This is a genomic window from uncultured Cyclobacterium sp., from assembly GCF_963977555.1.
In the GTDB taxonomy this organism is placed as follows: Bacteria; Bacteroidota; Bacteroidia; order Cytophagales; family Cyclobacteriaceae; genus Cyclobacterium.
The window spans coordinates 44,427-60,376 of sequence record NZ_CAXBPD010000003.1; the positions used below are offsets into that span (position 1 = coordinate 44,427).

The 15,950-nt window shown below is 37.1% G+C and carries 10 protein-coding genes; 4 read left to right on the forward strand and 6 right to left on the reverse strand.

The window, feature by feature from the left end; translation table 11 throughout:
* Positions 1–20: 20 nt before the first annotated feature.
* The 3 genes from AAC073_RS04305 to AAC073_RS04315 all read right to left on the reverse strand — a co-directional run bounded on the left by AAC073_RS04305 (position 21) and on the right by AAC073_RS04315 (position 7,182).
* Positions 21–389, reverse strand: a complete 369-nt coding sequence (locus AAC073_RS04305; RefSeq protein ID WP_339922612.1) for a response regulator — start codon at positions 387–389, stop codon at positions 21–23.
* Between the two features lie 703 nt (positions 390–1,092).
* Positions 1,093–3,969: a PD-(D/E)XK nuclease family protein gene (locus tag AAC073_RS04310; RefSeq protein ID WP_339922613.1), complete on the reverse strand. Its 2,877-nt coding sequence runs from the start codon at positions 3,967–3,969 to the stop codon at positions 1,093–1,095.
* Positions 3,970–7,182: a UvrD-helicase domain-containing protein gene (locus AAC073_RS04315; protein ID WP_339922614.1), complete on the reverse strand. Its 3,213-nt coding sequence runs from the start codon at positions 7,180–7,182 to the stop codon at positions 3,970–3,972. It abuts the gene before it with no gap.
* 250 nt (positions 7,183–7,432) lie between these two features.
* Between AAC073_RS04315 and AAC073_RS04320 the strand changes: the two genes are divergently transcribed.
* Entirely contained in the window at positions 7,433–8,122 is a 690-nt protein-coding gene (locus tag AAC073_RS04320; protein ID WP_339922615.1) for a YdcF family protein, read from the forward strand.
* A 114-nt stretch (positions 8,123–8,236) separates the two neighbouring features.
* Here AAC073_RS04320 and AAC073_RS04325 read toward each other — a convergent pair whose 3' ends face one another.
* The 3 genes from AAC073_RS04325 to AAC073_RS04335 all read right to left on the reverse strand — a co-directional run bounded on the left by AAC073_RS04325 (position 8,237) and on the right by AAC073_RS04335 (position 10,786).
* On the reverse strand, positions 8,237–8,695 hold the full coding sequence (locus AAC073_RS04325) for a CBS domain-containing protein (protein ID WP_339922616.1): 459 nt from the start codon (positions 8,693–8,695) through the stop codon (positions 8,237–8,239).
* A gap of 337 nt (positions 8,696–9,032) precedes the next feature.
* Entirely contained in the window at positions 9,033–9,785 is a 753-nt protein-coding gene (locus AAC073_RS04330) for a copper homeostasis protein CutC (protein ID WP_339922617.1), read from the reverse strand.
* Between the two features lie 11 nt (positions 9,786–9,796).
* Positions 9,797–10,786: a N(4)-(beta-N-acetylglucosaminyl)-L-asparaginase gene (locus AAC073_RS04335; RefSeq protein WP_339922618.1), complete on the reverse strand. Its 990-nt coding sequence runs from the start codon at positions 10,784–10,786 to the stop codon at positions 9,797–9,799.
* Positions 10,787–11,160: 374 nt separating this feature from the next.
* On the opposite strand from AAC073_RS04335, the gene AAC073_RS04340 reads away from it, so the two are divergent.
* The 3 genes from AAC073_RS04340 to AAC073_RS04350 are packed head-to-tail and all read left to right on the forward strand — an operon-like array spanning position 11,161 to position 15,818.
* Positions 11,161–12,405: an ROK family protein gene (locus tag AAC073_RS04340; RefSeq protein ID WP_339922619.1), complete on the forward strand. Its 1,245-nt coding sequence runs from the start codon at positions 11,161–11,163 to the stop codon at positions 12,403–12,405.
* Positions 12,406–12,429: 24 nt separating this feature from the next.
* Positions 12,430–14,757, forward strand: a complete 2,328-nt coding sequence (locus AAC073_RS04345; RefSeq protein ID WP_339922620.1) for a glucosamine-6-phosphate isomerase — start codon at positions 12,430–12,432, stop codon at positions 14,755–14,757.
* A gap of 47 nt (positions 14,758–14,804) precedes the next feature.
* Positions 14,805–15,818, forward strand: coding sequence for an ROK family protein (locus AAC073_RS04350; RefSeq protein WP_339922621.1), 1,014 nt, complete (start codon positions 14,805–14,807; stop codon positions 15,816–15,818).
* Positions 15,819–15,950 lie beyond the last annotated feature (132 nt).

Below are 15,950 nucleotides of genomic sequence, written 5' to 3' on the forward strand. Positions count from 1 at the left end.
TCCAAAATCAACCAATAATTTTAATCGGTCAAAAGTTCCATAAAATTTTGTTCTTGTATTGGTTTAATTAAGAACCCACTAATCTGCTTAAATTCTTTGCTTTTATCCAAATCATTTGGATCAATAGATGCAGTAAGCATTTTAACATCTCCATTAATGCCTTGGTCTTCCATCCGCTTTAAAAAGTCCCACCCATCCATTTTGGGCATATTTATATCCAAAAGAATTACATCTGTGGAATTGATACTTAACCATTCTAATGCATCATAGGGATCTTCAAAAAAAACCATTTTAAAGCCCCTATTCATTTTTTCTAAAATTCGCCTGTTGATCATGTGCTGTACTTTATCATCATCAACAAATACTATTGTCATCTTGTCTTGCTCCACCTATAACTGATTTTCTAACATTTGTGTTCTTTTAATTTCTTATTCCCTTGAAATTTAATTCGTTGTACCTCTCAATAATTTCAAATCAAGAATATTTTTTTTACATTTTAAACACAATGATAACTTATAAAAATAAAGGAAATTGAAGTTCAAATTGGGTTAATTTAAAATAGGCAATATTGGAATTTTTCAATAATAAATTCATTTTCCCAAAAATCGGAAAACACTATTGGGCAAAACAATTGAAAGTTCCTATTCAAATTTGAATCCTATTTTCCCATGCTAAAATATTTGATTTTCTAATTTATTTTAAATTATTCCTACAATTAAACCGCAATATTGGATTGGATGTTCCTTAATTTTCAGAAAGATAACTCAAGCAAATTTTTAATTGGGTCGTTTTTAATAAAAAAACCAATAACTTGATTTATTAGGTTACATTACAGAAAAAATCTTGCCAATCTTTGGCGTAAATCAGAAAAATAATTTTTTTTATTTCTTTTTACAGATTAAACGCCAGTAATAGAATTAAAACTTCTTGTAAATCCTATTAAATGCAAACACCTCTTCGAAGCAGCCATACCTTGCATTGATAGATGCGTTCTTTCGCAAAAATAAGGAAAAAGACAGATTTTACCCCTTTAAGAGTAATTTTTCTAAATAATAACAAAATCAAATAAGACCATTTTTCATAAATTACCGATCATCGTGAACAGATATTCGTGAAAGGACAATACTGACATTTTTTTATGTCAGTGGTTTGATCAAAAGCTTGGTCTTTATCAAATATTTCTTCCAAGGTTTTTTTAAGCTGCCCAACATAATCATCTCTGTACACTGAGTAGTTTGTCACTTCCTCCTTTTTCCTATACCCGATTGTTTCCTGCAGATAAGGATTGAAATCTTCTTTGAAAATCTCACGTAAATTAAACAAAGCTGGTTTCAATAAGTGTTTATTATCAGGGAAATTGGCTTCATACAATAAACCATAGAAAAAAGTTTGCATTGCAGCTTTGTTCCTCTCGGAATCATCTCTGTCAAACAAACTCTCAATGCTTTTAAAATTTTTATTATCCATGCCAGATTTATAGTCAATTAAGCGGATTGTGTTACCGATACGATCCACCCTATCTATGATGCCTCCAAGTGCAACATTAACCATTCCCTCATTGGTATTTATTGGTACAAAAGCTTTGTATTTTCTCCCAGCTTCCAATGAAATAATTTCAAAGGGGGCTGACTCTTTGTCTTTTATCAAAACTCCTTGCAAATATTTTTGCAATACATCTCTTGCAATCACCAATTGACCTGTTAGTTTTTGGCTTCCTTTATCTTCCAGAAAATACTGTTGTTTGATCGCATTCATAACCGCTGGGTAGACGAAGTCCTTTAGCCCTTCAATATCCGATTCCGATACAACTTTACGCTTTTTCCTTTCTATAAAACCCATGTAAAGGTTTTCGAGAGACAAGTGAACAAGATTTCCAAAAATCGCCGGATCTACTTCTTCCTGAACCTCCTCTGGAATTTCTATCCCAGCTATATAATTAAGGTAAAATTTAAGTCTGCAATCTAGCCATACATTTAATGCAGACGGTGAAAAGGATACTGGCTTTCGGTCCCCGCTTGTAGGCTTGGTATACCTCATTAAATGAGACATAATAGCGCTATTCTTTTCTATGGTGATGGCCCTGGTTGCTGTCAGATTTACCGGGATATGGGTAATGCTATCCTCCTTTTGAATACCCTCACGATTCATTTCTATTTGAAGCTGATGAATATAACGACTTTTTTCACTTACCTGGCCTTGGTTACCAGCAGTAGTATACAGCAAATGAACGTCCTCTGCTTCATGCAAAAGCCTATAAAAAGTGTAAGCATAAATTGCATCATTTTGCTCTTGCATGGGCATTCCAAACGCTTTCCGGAGATTAAAAGGAATCATTGAATTCATAGAACTCGAAGGAGGAAAACTTCCTTCATTCATATTGCAGATGATAACTCTTTTGAAATCCAAATTTCTAGACTCTAGTACTCCCATTAATTGAAGCCCCTCAAGTGGCTCCCCCTTAAAGGGAAGTTTTATCTCACCAAAGACCTGCCGAAAGATTCTAAGAAGGAATGTAATATTGACTTCTTCCTTAATTTCTTTTTCAACAATTGCCTTGAGCCTGTTCATTTGCTTGAAACACTGGTAAAGATAGGTCCTTTCCATACTATTCTCCTCTAGTGGCCCTGCCAGCATTTGGATTAGTCCTAACATGTTATCCATTAAGTTTTCAGTGGTCATTTGCTGGAAAACTTTTGCAAACAAGGGGCCGCCAGCTTCTAAAGTTGAGGTGGAAATGTACAAAGTATTAGTCCGTGCAAAATCCTCTATTAGGTTTTTTGAAAATTCAGGAGCAGCATCATATAAATAGACCGTGGACAAAAGTTCTTTGACGGGTTTGTGATAGAACAATACCTCCTCGTTTACAACCCGTAAGAATCTCTGCAGGTCCACAACGGCCTCCAGAAAGGTAAAAACAGGGGTATGCTTTACTGGATATCCCATGGTAACATTCACCTTACTTACTTTGTCTGGCAAAAGATTTAATACAGGAAAAAGAAGCTGTTCGTCAGGTAAAATAACTACTGTTTCTTCCCAATTTTGTTCTATTTCAGGAATGGCCTCTAGGATTGCACCTACCATGTTTGCCTGGTTAATTTTTAATGGTACAGCATAGGTTTGAACCTTCCTTTTATTTTCGTCGATGCGTTTTGGAGTCGTATCAGGAAATGTTGGTCCTAGTATCTTGTCTTTCCTGTAATCTCTAAAAAACATACCCGCCTCTTGGTTTAGTGTGTCCAGGTAATATTGATCAATGTCCCAAAAAACTTCAGCACCATAATTTTTGACATAGTGCTTAATAAGCCTCTCCTCAGCTCCAGTAAACGCATTAAAACCAACGAAAACATGCCTAATTTCCGATGACTCTTCTTTTTCCAAACTTTCTGCCACTTCACGGTAAATACCACCACCATAAGCCAATCCTAAAGTCTTAAGTGAGCTGTTAAACTGATTGTACAATGGAAATAAAACATCCCAAAACTTCAGAAACTTCTCTTGATGAAACCTATCCCTGCTTTCGAAAGAAGCCCAAAATGCCTGTATTAATTCAATTTGAGTTGTTGAAAGAAAACTCCAATCGCTCTCCAATATTTTTTGTTCTCTGAGGTTAATGAATAATTTCTCAGGGTTAACCATAAATTGATCAAGATCATTAAAGTCCCTAAGAATCATTTCTCCCCAAAAATAAAACCGGTCAAAACTTTCGTTACTACCAGAAAGTGATTTAAAGACTTTATATAACTCATAAATTAACGTCAGCTTATCAGCAGGCCGCTTACCGGCAATATCATAGAAAAAGTCTTCAATGGTTATGACCTTGGGCATATAAGTCGGCTGGGTAATCAGCTGTCCCAGGTACTTTGTAAAGAATAAACCAGCCCTTCTGTTTGGCAGTATTACTTGAATATTTTTAAGGTCAATCCCCCTCTGCAATAAATCTGCGGCAGTGCGCTTTAAGAACCCATCCATTTAAACAACTTTTACTATTGAACCACTTTCGATATAACAGATAAACCCTCTGACGACCTTCATCTTTTCAATACTTTTCACCAGCGCTACATAATTCAATACTTGTTTTTTATGAGTTGGTCTTTCTTCACCTGTTTTGAAATCGACCACTTCAATACCATGCGGATAGTAAATAATCCTATCTGGTCGCTTAAATTCTCCTCCTGAAAGAAAAATCCCCTGCTCGGTAAGGACTTTTCCTGAACCATCAAACCAAGAATTAAATGTGGCATCTTGGCAAAGTTTATCAAACTGGATTTCTAAGGATTTCTTTTCCTCATCGGTTACAGCTCCATCAAAATACATCGTTTGAAGCTCAAGTAAGAAGTCCGTTTTGGTTTGGGATTTTTCAATTATCCGGTGCACCAATACGCCAAATTCTCTCTTAGAAACGATATCAGAGGATTCAAATTCACCAAATACTTGCTTGACCTTCAAGGATTTCTCCCATGGTCTATATTTCCATACCATTGCTTGGGCAGGAGTATCAGCAGCTTGTTTTGCTATGTTTGGATGCCAATCTCCTAGTTCAAATTCCAATTTTTCACTGCTGTAAAAGGTCTCAAAGTTCAATAATCCTTCTCCTTGAACCTCGAAATTCATGATTTCTCGCAATAGATCTGCTACAGTAGTCAATTTTCTGGTGTTGCTAGGTTTATTAAAAGGGACCATCCCTAGAAGAACCTCCTCTGCCCTAGTGAATGCTACATATAGCATATTAAGTGAGTCAAGATGATGCAGGAGATTTTCCTCCAAATAAGCTTTTGAGAAAGCCGAATCATGAAGTTGCGACCTTAACGTGAGGGGAATAATAGCAGGGGGCAACGTTTCATCCCAATCGTATTTTGTCCAAATGATATTTTCTTTACCTGTATCAAATAACTTCCAATCCAGATAAGGTAATAGAACAACCTTGTACTGAAGCCCTTTGGATTTGTGGATCGTTTGAATGCGAATAGCATTAAACTCTTCAGGAATTTTCACGGTCCTTTTGTAGCCTTGCTGCTCCCACCAATTGAGAAACCCGCCGAGATCAGCCCTATTTTTGGCAATAAAATCAAATACAGCTTCCTTAAACCCAGACAAATAAGCAAGTTCACCATTACCCTCATTCAATCCTATGAGGTCAATTAAAGCTTCTAGAAGATCCATTAAAGGTAACTTCCTAAAGGCTGGAAGTTCGCTAAAAAGCTTTTCTTTTAATCCTTGGAGGGCTTCTGGCAGGCTATCTTGCTTAAATAAAACATGGTTAAAAGCTAGATTTCTAATCCTTGCCAATTGGATCCAAAAGGTTTTTTCAGCAAGAGAATCTTCTGCATCATTTACTATTTGCAATGCGGCCAAAAGACATTTCACTACCGTCGCCCGGGTAAGGAACAATGCTTCATCTGAAAGTACATCATAACTGTAATTGTTGCCTTTATTGTTCTCCGCATAAGCCATAAAAGCATCCGCAATCTGAGCGGCCTGCCCATTTTTTCTTACAAGAATAGCGATGTCTTTCAATTGATAGCCTTGATCCAATAAGCGTTCTACCTGACCAGGCAACAGCCTCAGTATTTCATCCTCATATTTGGTTTCTTTATCTGTCTCTACAAACTTCAACATCACTTTTCCATTGATCCCTTTCGCTTTTTGTTTAGGCGCAACGTTTTGTAAGATATCAGCATAGGCCTGCTCTATCATTTCCATTGTTGGATCTCCCAGTGTTGACTTTAGGTGCTCACTTAAAAATTTAGACAGTTTTAAAAATAATGTATTGTTAAAAGCAACAATATTGGGTAGACTCCGGAAATTGGTATCCAACTTTTTCACATTGAGCCCAAAATGCCCGAGATCCATTTCTACCTGCTCCATAAGCAAGCGCATTTCTCCACCTCTCCAGCGATAGATAGATTGTTTTACGTCTCCTACTACCAAATTGGTTTTACCCATCGATAGGGTATTGAGCAAAAGAGGACGGAAACTGGCCCACTGAAAACCAGAGGTATCCTGAAACTCATCCAGCAGAAAATGTTGATAGCGATTGCCTACTTTTTCATATATAAAAGGAGCATCATTGTCACTGGTAATTGACTTAAGAAAGTCATTGGTTTCTGAAATCAAAAGCATGTTTTCTTCCTCCTTCAGTTCTTTCAATTCCCGAAGAAGGTAACCAAATAGGCCAAAAGTGTACAGGTTCTTAGAGATCGCATCCAAGGTGTTCCAATGCTTTTTCATTGGTTCAAATTGATGCATTATCTCCCCTAGACCTTCATAATAAGCTGACTCAATTGCGGCTTTCGACTTGCTTGTTTTGGTATACCATCCCTCTGGACCAAGCAACAGTTTTTCTTGAGGACCAGTGAGTGTAGGCACAGGCTCATTATGATCCCCTAATTGGTCAAATTTTTTACTAAATGATCTGGTTCCTCCAGAAAAATCTTCCCATACCAGTCCGTTTTTATTCCTAATCGTTTGAGCAGATGACTTTAACTCTAAGGTTTTGTCAATAATCACTTGCTTTTGTTCAAAAATAAAGTTCTTGAAAGTTTTAAACGTTTCAGGATTCTCTAAAAACACATTGACCTCCTTTTGAACCATTTTAAAATCCTCCAGAAAGATCTTCTTCCCAAGATCTTCTACAGATTTTCTTACATCCCATGACTTGCCTTCGGTAATCTTACTTATGGAAAATTCAACCATCCATTTATGCAGTTCAGGATCATCTGCCACACGAAGCATTAACCTATCCACCATTCGCGCCATTACACCATCAAGATCCATTTCTACATCAAATTTGGCTTGAAGGTCAATTTCTCTTGCAAAGGCCCTGATTACTTTCTGGAAAAAACTATCAATGGTGCTCACAGAAAAAGATCCGAAATCATGAAGGATTGCCGAAAGGACTTCTCCAGCCCTCTTAGACAACTCATTAGGTTTTAGCTGCCACTTTTCCAAAAGCTCTTTGTCCATAGTCTCAGACTCATCCACACCATTTTTAAGTCTTTTCAGCTCATTGATGATTCGGTCCTTCATCTCCTGTGTTGCCTTATTGGTAAAAGTGACTGCCAGAATTCGCTTAAATGCCATTGGAGATTCAAGGGCTAATTTGAGGTAGGAGGTAGTAAGGGTATAGGTTTTACCCGACCCAGCGGATGATTTATAGATTTGTAAGGGCGTTTCTGTGATCATTTAACTCAATCTTTTAAGGAATTTATGACACAAAATTGACACTTTACCATTTCGTGCTAAGTGAAGTTATGAAGAAAAGTTTCAGACTATAGCTAAATAATGAATATTTTTGGGTTTGAAATCTAGGTGAAGTTCCCTTTTTCATACCCAAATCGAAAATAAAATGTTTTTTTATATTTCTCAGCTATTCAGTTTTTTAATAATGCCCTTTAACATCTGTCTGATTCTTATTGTATTAGGCTATTTTTTTATGAAAAAATCTTGGGGAAAGAATACAATGCTAGCTGGTATAGTATTGCTTCTGTTTTTTTCAAATTCCTATTTGTCCAATCTGATAATTTACAATTGGGAACCAGAGGTGAAGGATTTTGCATCCTTGCCTAATTATCAATTAGGGGTAGTCCTTACTGGGGTTACACATATAGATAAACTACCCAAGGACCGTACTTATTTTTCACGAGGTGCTGATAGGGCTACACATACAGTACAACTGTACAAGATGGGAAAAATTAAGAAAATTTTGATTTCTGGAGGACTTGGTTTTAATCCGGTTCATCCACTTTCAGAAGCAGAATCCTTAAGGGATTTTATGATTTGGGCAGGTGTAGAAGCAAGGGATATAATCGTAGAAACTAAGGCGGTCAATACCTATGAAAACGCATTATTTAGTGAAGAAATAATTACATCAGGTGAAATTGATTTGGGCCAGACCAACCAATTTTTACTAATAACATCGGCTTTTCACATGAAAAGGGCGGAAGCATGCTTTAACAAGGTAGGCCTTCATCCTGATACTTTTCCAGTAGATTTTTATGGAAAAAAACCAAATGCCAATTTTAAATCGATTGTTCAGCCTGGGCTGGAAGGCATTATGGTATGGCACAAATTGACAAAAGAATGGGTGGGAATAGTGGTCTATTCTCTGGTTGGATATATTTAGCTCTAATAAAAGCAATAACCCTTCCGTAACTTGAGACAATCAGTGCCTCAGGAAGGGTTAATTAATTTTAATTTATGTTAGGTTATATTTTCAATTCCAAAACTGCTGCTTCTTCTACCAAGTAGAAGCCTTTAACTTGGGCATGGCCCTTACAATATCACTAACACTTATTTGACCTATAATTTTATCGTCTTTGACTACTGGAAATCTTCTTATTTTCATCGTCAAAAACCTATCTGCAGCATCAAATATTGAAATGTCAGGAGGTAGAGTAAATACTTGCGTTGTCATGTGCTCAGATACAGCGGCAGGAAATTTAGGGGTATTGGTGTATTGACCTTTAATTATTTCTTTAAGACAATCACCCTCTGAAATCATACCCACTAACCTCCCATCGGCATCCACCACCGGAGCACCTGAAATTCTTTTTCTGGTGAGAACAGTGATCACATGATCTATGGTATCCTCCGGCCTGAAAGTAATTAAATTCGCTGTCATGAAATCCTGTACCAAAAATGGCTGGTCACTGATTTTTGTTGGGGCCATTCTTACCCCCTGGAAACTTTTTACCATGTTTTTATAGGGTTTATTGAGGGTTTAATATATCATTTAAATCCCAAAAAAACAAATTATTAGCCCTTTAAAAACCCAAGTAATAAAATAAAACAATGGTTATGTGAATTATCTAGTACAAGATAATTGGGCCGCTTATGACGCTTTATTTAACCAGATAAAACATTTCAGAGAAATCTATCAGAGCGGAAATAATGGCTCAGTAGATTATTTGAGTTGATATTTAGCTGGATTTAGCAATAAAAATCACCCTTCAACTACGATAAAAATTAGCGCCAGAAAACTAAATTGCTCCAAAATCGAATAGAATTTAAAAAGCATCAGTCATTTCTTTAGATTAAAGCTTTCTAAGAAAGCCTACAACCTCTTTCATTAATTCAGTATCCACCGTCAGCACCATTCCTTCGGTTTCTTCCACTTGAGAAAGTTTTAAATGTCCATTCGCATTCTTCATGGAAGATGGACGAAATTTCTTACAAGAAACATGAATTTCTTTCAGCCTCCCTTCCTTACTTAAATGGGAAATATCGTTCAACATCAAACCACCACCAGGAAGTATAATTATCCTATCATTTGCCTTATCGAGTAACTCAAGCAATACAGGCAATCCTTCCTTTACCCTATTTTCTCCACCTGATGTCAGTATTCTTTTAAAGCCCAACGCTACAATCTCCTCTAAGGCAGTGACTTTATCTTGAACAAGATCGAAAGCCCTGTGGAAAGTACATGGCTTGCCACCTGCAACTTGGATTAAATTTTGACATTCGGAAGAATTTATTTTACCCTGTTTATCCAAGATTCCAAAAACAAAACCATCGGCACCGTGCTCCAAAAAAGCCTTGATGTCTTCTTTCATGACCTCGATTTCTGATTTACTATAGACAAAATCTCCACCCCTGGGTCTGATCATCACAACCACAGGTACTGTGACTTTCCTTTTTATTACTTTAAATAAACCTAAACTTGGAGTAGTACCCCCTTCCCCAAAATCCGAACAAAGTTCCAGGCGATCTGCACCATTTTCAGCAGCAAGCATCGCTGCCTCTAAGGTGTAAACTGGAGATTCTAGCAAAATATTTTTTTTATTCATAACAGTGATTGTTAAAACCAACTTTTTGAATCAACAAGCGCTTGCCTATTGCTATTGTGATGAGCATAGTTAAATCCAGGTTGGATGGAGAATGCGCCGAACGCTCCCTCCTTATTTAATGCCAAGAAGCCTATTTGGATATTGTTCACATCCTTACTTTTCGCTACCGCACGTTTCACGGCTTCCTCACAGGCCTCTTGCGGTGTTCTACCTTGTCGCATTAATTCTACGATAAGAAATGCCCCGCATATACGAATCACATCCTCTCCCAAGCCCGTAGCAGTAGCAGCGCCAACTTCTCCATCAACGAAAAGGCCTGCCCCTATTATTGGGCTGTCTCCAACCCTTCCATGCATTTTATACCCCAACCCGCTTGTGGTACAAGATCCGGCCATTTCACCAGCAGCATCTATTCCAATCATTCCGATTGTGTCATGGTTTTCAACATTTATAATCGGTTGATATTTTGCTTTAATTTTCCATTCGTTATAAGCCTTTCTTGCTTTTAAGCTTAACACTTCTTCCTCAAGAGGCATTCCTTCTTGCAATGCAAACTGTCTAGCGCCTTCTCCCACCAATAGTACATGAGGCGTTTTCTCCATCACTTTCCTAGCAAGCGTTATGGGATGTTTAACTTGCCTTACGAAAGCCACAGCACCACAGGAACCATCTCCTTTCATTATTGAAGCATCAAGAGTTACAATACCTTCTCTATCTGGAATACCATTAAGCCCTACTGAAAATACACTTTTGTCAATTTCTGTCACTTTCACCCCTTCCTCTACTGCATCCAGAATATTTCCATTGGTAGATAAAATTTCCCAGGCCTTGTCATTTGCAGCAATACCATGGTTCCATGTTGAAATTACCTGAGGTTTAGAAATAGGCTTTTCAATGAAAGATTCGCTACTAATACCCATACCTGTTACCTTCCTTGAAAATGGGGCAAGCATCAGGGAGGAGAGCAATGATTTTTGAATAAAACTCCTTCTACTTTTCATACAACTTTTTATTTCTTATTTTAACTCGCAACTAAATCGAATACAGCAATGCCAATAGGTGGGAATTATTTTCCTCAAAAGAAACTTCTCAGGCAAAACTGAACCTTGTTGCATAATCAGGATTATAAAGCAAGGAAACAAACATGATTATTTTTTTTCGAAAAATAGCTTGGCTTTAGTTAATTTATAAATAATTTGAATTTCAAAAAAACTATTAAAAAATGGTTAAATGTCTATTCCTCACTTTATATTGAGAAATATTGACAGAGAGTAACCGCTAACATTATTACGATCTTATTTGAAAATGTAGATTTTTTTAAATAAGTTGCCTTAATTAATTAAAATTTTTATTATTTTGCATCAAATTTTATCCCATGAATTTAATAGACCCGAAAATAGTACTGGATAAGAAGGAAGGTGTAGTTGAAATTAAGAACTATATCAATAAACTTAAAATTGTTAAGGAGTTATATACTCTAGGCAATAATACTGCGAGCAATATATGCCAATTAGTGGGAATTAGTTTACCTACAGTTAATCTTTTATTGACTGACTTATTAGATGAGCAGATAATTATTAAAGAAGGGAGAGGCCAATCCCAGGGAGGAAGAAAACCTGACCTGTACGGACTTGCACCAGATTCCTTTTATATTTTGGGCATAGATTTGAATAGATTTGGAGCAAAGGCTGCCATTTATAACACTAAAAATGAAAAAGTTAGCAAAATAAGCAGTATTAAGTTATCGCTTAACAATGAATTAGAAACTTTAGATGCCATTTATGATTTTTCAATGAAAATCATAAATTCATCAGGAATTCCTGAAGAAAAAGTAATAGCCGTTGGCATAAGTATGCCAGGATTAGTAGACAGTGTTTCTGGGGTAAATCATACTTACTTGAAGTCTGGCAAAAAGACCTTAAGGGAACAATTGGAAGATAAATTTGGGCGAAAAGTATTTATTGAAAACGACGCTAGGGCAAAAACGCTTGCTGAGTTTAAGTTTGCCAATAAAGGAATCAATAAAAATGTGATGGGCATCTTTGTTGATTGGGGTATCGGTCTTGGAATCATTATAGATGAAAAACTGTATAGAGGTTATTCTGGTTTTGCTGGTGAATTTAGCCATTCACCTTTATTTGATGCAAAGGAAATAAGTTGCACTTGTGGCAAAAGAGGCTGTTTAGAATCTGTAGCTTCAGGTGGTGCAGTAGTAAGACTGGCCAAAGAAGCAATTCTACTGGACAAGGACTCTATTCTTGCTAAGCTGGCTGACGGTAAAGGAGAGAACCTTGAACCATCCACTGTGGTGGAGGCAGCGATTGCTGGAGATCAAAGGGCGATAAGTATTTTATCTGATGTGGGTTTAGATTTAGGAAGGGGAATAGCCATTTTAATTCAGTTGTTAAACCCCGAATTGATAATTTTAGGCGGAGCAATTGCAGAAGCCAAACAATACATCACTACACCTATTCAGCAGGCTTTGAATATTTATAGTATGGCCAAATTAAGAGAAAAAACTTCAATAGAACTTTCTCAATTAGGTATGGAAGTAGGGCTTAGAGGGGCCATCGCCATAGTTAATGAGCATATTTTTGAGGACACCATAAATTCACAATAGATTAAACAAATTAGATACAAGCATATGTTAGCGAATTATCCACTTTCGAAGACTGAAGAGGCTTTTTTTAAAGATTCTGATATTGAAAAGATCACCACCAAAATTCCTTACTTGGCGGTTGACAATTTCCCTAAGCTAGGCTTACTTACAGCCTGCCGCTTCTTAGAATGGGTTTCTACAAACCCTGAAGGAGTAATCAGTTTGCCCACTGGCAAAACGCCTGAGTATTTTATCAAATGGACAAAATTTCTTCTGGAGAACTGGGAGGACAAGAAAGGACTTGAAATTAGAAAAAAATATGGCTTAATTGATTGCAATAAGCCGGTATTAAAAGGCCTTCATTTTGTTCAAATAGATGAATTTTATCCGATTTCATCTTCGCAAAACAACAGTTTCCATCATTATGTAAACAAGTTTTATATTGAAGGTTTTGGTCTGGACCCTAAAAAAGCACTACTTATCAATTGTGATGAGATAATTCTTTCAGAAGGGAAAAGCTACAAGGAGGTCTTCCCTGATTCTAAAGTTGATTTGTCTTTAAGGTTTAGAGAGTATAAATCGCCACAAGAAAAATTACAGCAAGATTCTATCTATCTAATTGATCAATGGTGTGGACAGTATGAAGCGAAAATTCGTGAAAAAGGTGGAATTGGTTTCTTCGTAGGAGGAATAGGTCCTGATGGCCATATTGCATTCAATACACGTGGCTCTGACATCTTTTCTACCACCAGACTTACAGAAACAAACTTTGAAACTCAAGCTGTAGCAGCAGGTGATTTAGGTGGTATAGAAATATCTGCCAATCGTCTAGTCATTACAATAGGCTTAGATACAATTGTCCATAACCCGGATGCTGTTGCCATTATCATAGCCGCAGGAGAAGCCAAGGCTGGAATAGTGAAGCAATCATTGGAATTATCAATGACCAATGTGTACCCTGCCACTGTATTGCAGAAATTAAAAAACGGAAGATTTTTTATCACTAAAGGGGCTGCATCAAAATTAACAGACAGTACAGACCAATATTACTTTACTGGTGAATGGAACGATACAAAAACAGAACGTGCGGTTTTAGACCTATGCAAGAAACTACAGCGGTATGGTCATAGAATCACTCTTGAGGATCTCAAAGAGGACAAATACACCAGTCAAATCCCTGGACTTAACGAGCATACTGTAAAAAATGTAATTAAAAGTATTAGTGAGAAAATAGACAGGGGAATGAGTGAGGAGAAAAATGAAGTATTCCTTCATACAGGACCTCATCATGATGATATTTCTTTGGGAATATTGCCTCAAATTACCAAACAGCTACACGAAAACAGCAATGAAGCCCATTTTGCAGTCCTCACCTCTGGATTCACCGCTGTAACAAATACTTTTGTAATAGAGACACTTAGGAGCACCAAAAAATTTCTGGACAATGGAAGGATTCAAATGGTTAAATTTGAAGATTTCTATTCCTCAGGCTACAAGTTAAAGATGGACAAAGATGTGTATCATTATTTAACAAATGTCGCTTCTGACAATGCTGAAGAAAGGCTGAGAGGACTTTGCCATAGGTTGGTCAGAGCCATCGTCTTCACCTTCGGTATCAAGTCTACCTTACAGCTTAGGGAGCAAATTAATGAAATCATCACCGTTCTTAAGAATTCTTATGATGGTGAAAAAAACCCTAAGAACATTCAAACTTTGAAAGGAATGATCAGGGAGTTTGAAGAAGAATTGGTATGGGCCCATTTCGGTGTACAGGTAAAAAATGTCCACCACCTCAGACTAGGATTCTACACAGGTGATATTTTCACAGAGCAGCCGGACAAGAAAAGGGACGTAGAACCTATACTAAATATGCTAAGAGAAATTAAGCCTACGAAACTTAGTTTGACATTAGACCCTGAAGGCAGTGGCCCTGATACGCATTATAAAGTATTACAAGCAACAGCAGAAGCTATAAGGCAGTGGAGCTTGGAAGAAGACTTGAGTAATTTCAAGGTAATAGGCTACAGAAATGTATGGTTTAAATTTGATGCTGCTGAATCAAATGTAATTGTACCTGTTTCTTTAGGAGACATGTCAGTAATGGAAGATTCGTTCTCAAACTGTTACATGAGCCAGGTAAATGCTTCATTCCCAAGCTACGCCCATAATGGGAAATTTAGTACGCTAGCCAAAAATACTTGGGTAGACCAGCTTAGTGATGTTCAACTTCTACTAGGTAAAAATTATTTCTACCAGCATCAATCTGCCAAAGTAAGATCAAGCCATGGCCTGATCTTTTTCAGAGAAATGGAAGTTGAAGATTTCTTGATTGAGGCAAGAGAGTTAGAGAAGTCTACGGAAGGTATGCTTTAATTAAATAAATATTTATCAAGTACACCTGTGATAAATTCATCACAGGTGTGCTTGATATTTCAATATGCCTCAGGCAGGCTGATCGCCTGAAAAGTCCTATCCAAGTATTTGGACAGGATACATTAAAATTAATCAGGGTAAACCTGGGATTTGGGAGTAAAATGAAAGGTAACAATATGGTTCTTGGATTGGATATAGGGGGTACAAAAATTAGTTCAGGATTATTTAGCAATGGAGGCTTAATAGAAAGCTTAGAAGTAAAAACGCCTGCAAATGCTCCTAAAGAGGAAATCTTGGAAACCATTTCTCAACAGATTGCTGCATACAAACATTTCGACCTAAAAGCCATTGGAATAGGTATCCCCGGATTGGTTGATCCCATTCATGGAATAATATATAATTTAGCCAATATCCCTTCTTTCGACTATGTTAACCTTAAGGAATATTTAGAGGAAAGATTCGGAATTCCCGTTGCCATTAATAATGATGCCAATTGCTTTGCCTTGGGAGAGTATAAATTCGGAGAAGCCAAAATACACAAACATGTTATTGGTATCACGCTCGGAACTGGTATCGGAACTGGAATAATTGCCAATGGTCACCTGTACACAGGAAGGCTATGCGGGGCTGGAGAATGGGGAGCAATACCATACCTCGACGGTACCTTTGAAGACTATTGTGGAAGTAAATTTTTTAAAGAAAGGTATAAAATAAGTGCTAAAAAACTCTCCATAAAAGCAAGCGCTGGGGACGATGAGGCCATTGCTATCTTTTACGAATTCGGAAAACATATCGGGGCTCTAATTTACCGTTTATTATTAACTTTTGCACCCGAGGCCATTGTGATTGGGGGCTCTATTAGAAAAGCCTTCCCCTACTTTGAAAAAGGGGTTCAGGAAGTCATCGGTGCATTTCCTTACCTACCTATTTCTGGAAACTTAAAAATCTATGTTTCCTCAACAAATGATTCAGCTATTTTAGGTGCCATATCCCTTGTAGAGGAGAATAAGTACCTGATCAACAGCGAAGAAAATTTAAATATTCCAAATCCACTGGTTTAAAAAAGGCTAAAGCTAGGCTGATATAAAAGAATTATTTCCTGGTAACCTTTATCCAAATACCCTTCAATCTGCTTTCTTAGAGGGAATTGCAAATCCCCATTGATTGGAAGGTGTTGATCAACCTACACTTGG

Excerpts from the sequence above, each read along its gene's own strand:
- AAC073_RS04340 (WP_339922619.1), top strand. The coding sequence starts at position 11,161 with ATGAATTTAATAGACCCGAAAATAGTACTGGATAAGAAGGAAGGTGTA.
- AAC073_RS04310 (WP_339922613.1), bottom strand. The coding sequence starts at position 3,969 with ATGGATGGGTTCTTAAAGCGCACTGCCGCAGATTTATTGCAGAGGGGG.
- AAC073_RS04315 (WP_339922614.1), bottom strand. The coding sequence starts at position 7,182 with ATGATCACAGAAACGCCCTTACAAATCTATAAATCATCCGCTGGGTCG.
- AAC073_RS04320 (WP_339922615.1), top strand. The coding sequence starts at position 7,433 with ATGAAAAAATCTTGGGGAAAGAATACAATGCTAGCTGGTATAGTATTG.
- AAC073_RS04345 (WP_339922620.1), top strand. The coding sequence starts at position 12,430 with ATGTTAGCGAATTATCCACTTTCGAAGACTGAAGAGGCTTTTTTTAAA.
- AAC073_RS04335 (WP_339922618.1), bottom strand. The coding sequence starts at position 10,786 with ATGAAAAGTAGAAGGAGTTTTATTCAAAAATCATTGCTCTCCTCCCTG.
- AAC073_RS04330 (WP_339922617.1), bottom strand. The coding sequence starts at position 9,785 with ATGAATAAAAAAAATATTTTGCTAGAATCTCCAGTTTACACCTTAGAG.
- AAC073_RS04325 (WP_339922616.1), bottom strand. The coding sequence starts at position 8,695 with ATGGTAAAAAGTTTCCAGGGGGTAAGAATGGCCCCAACAAAAATCAGT.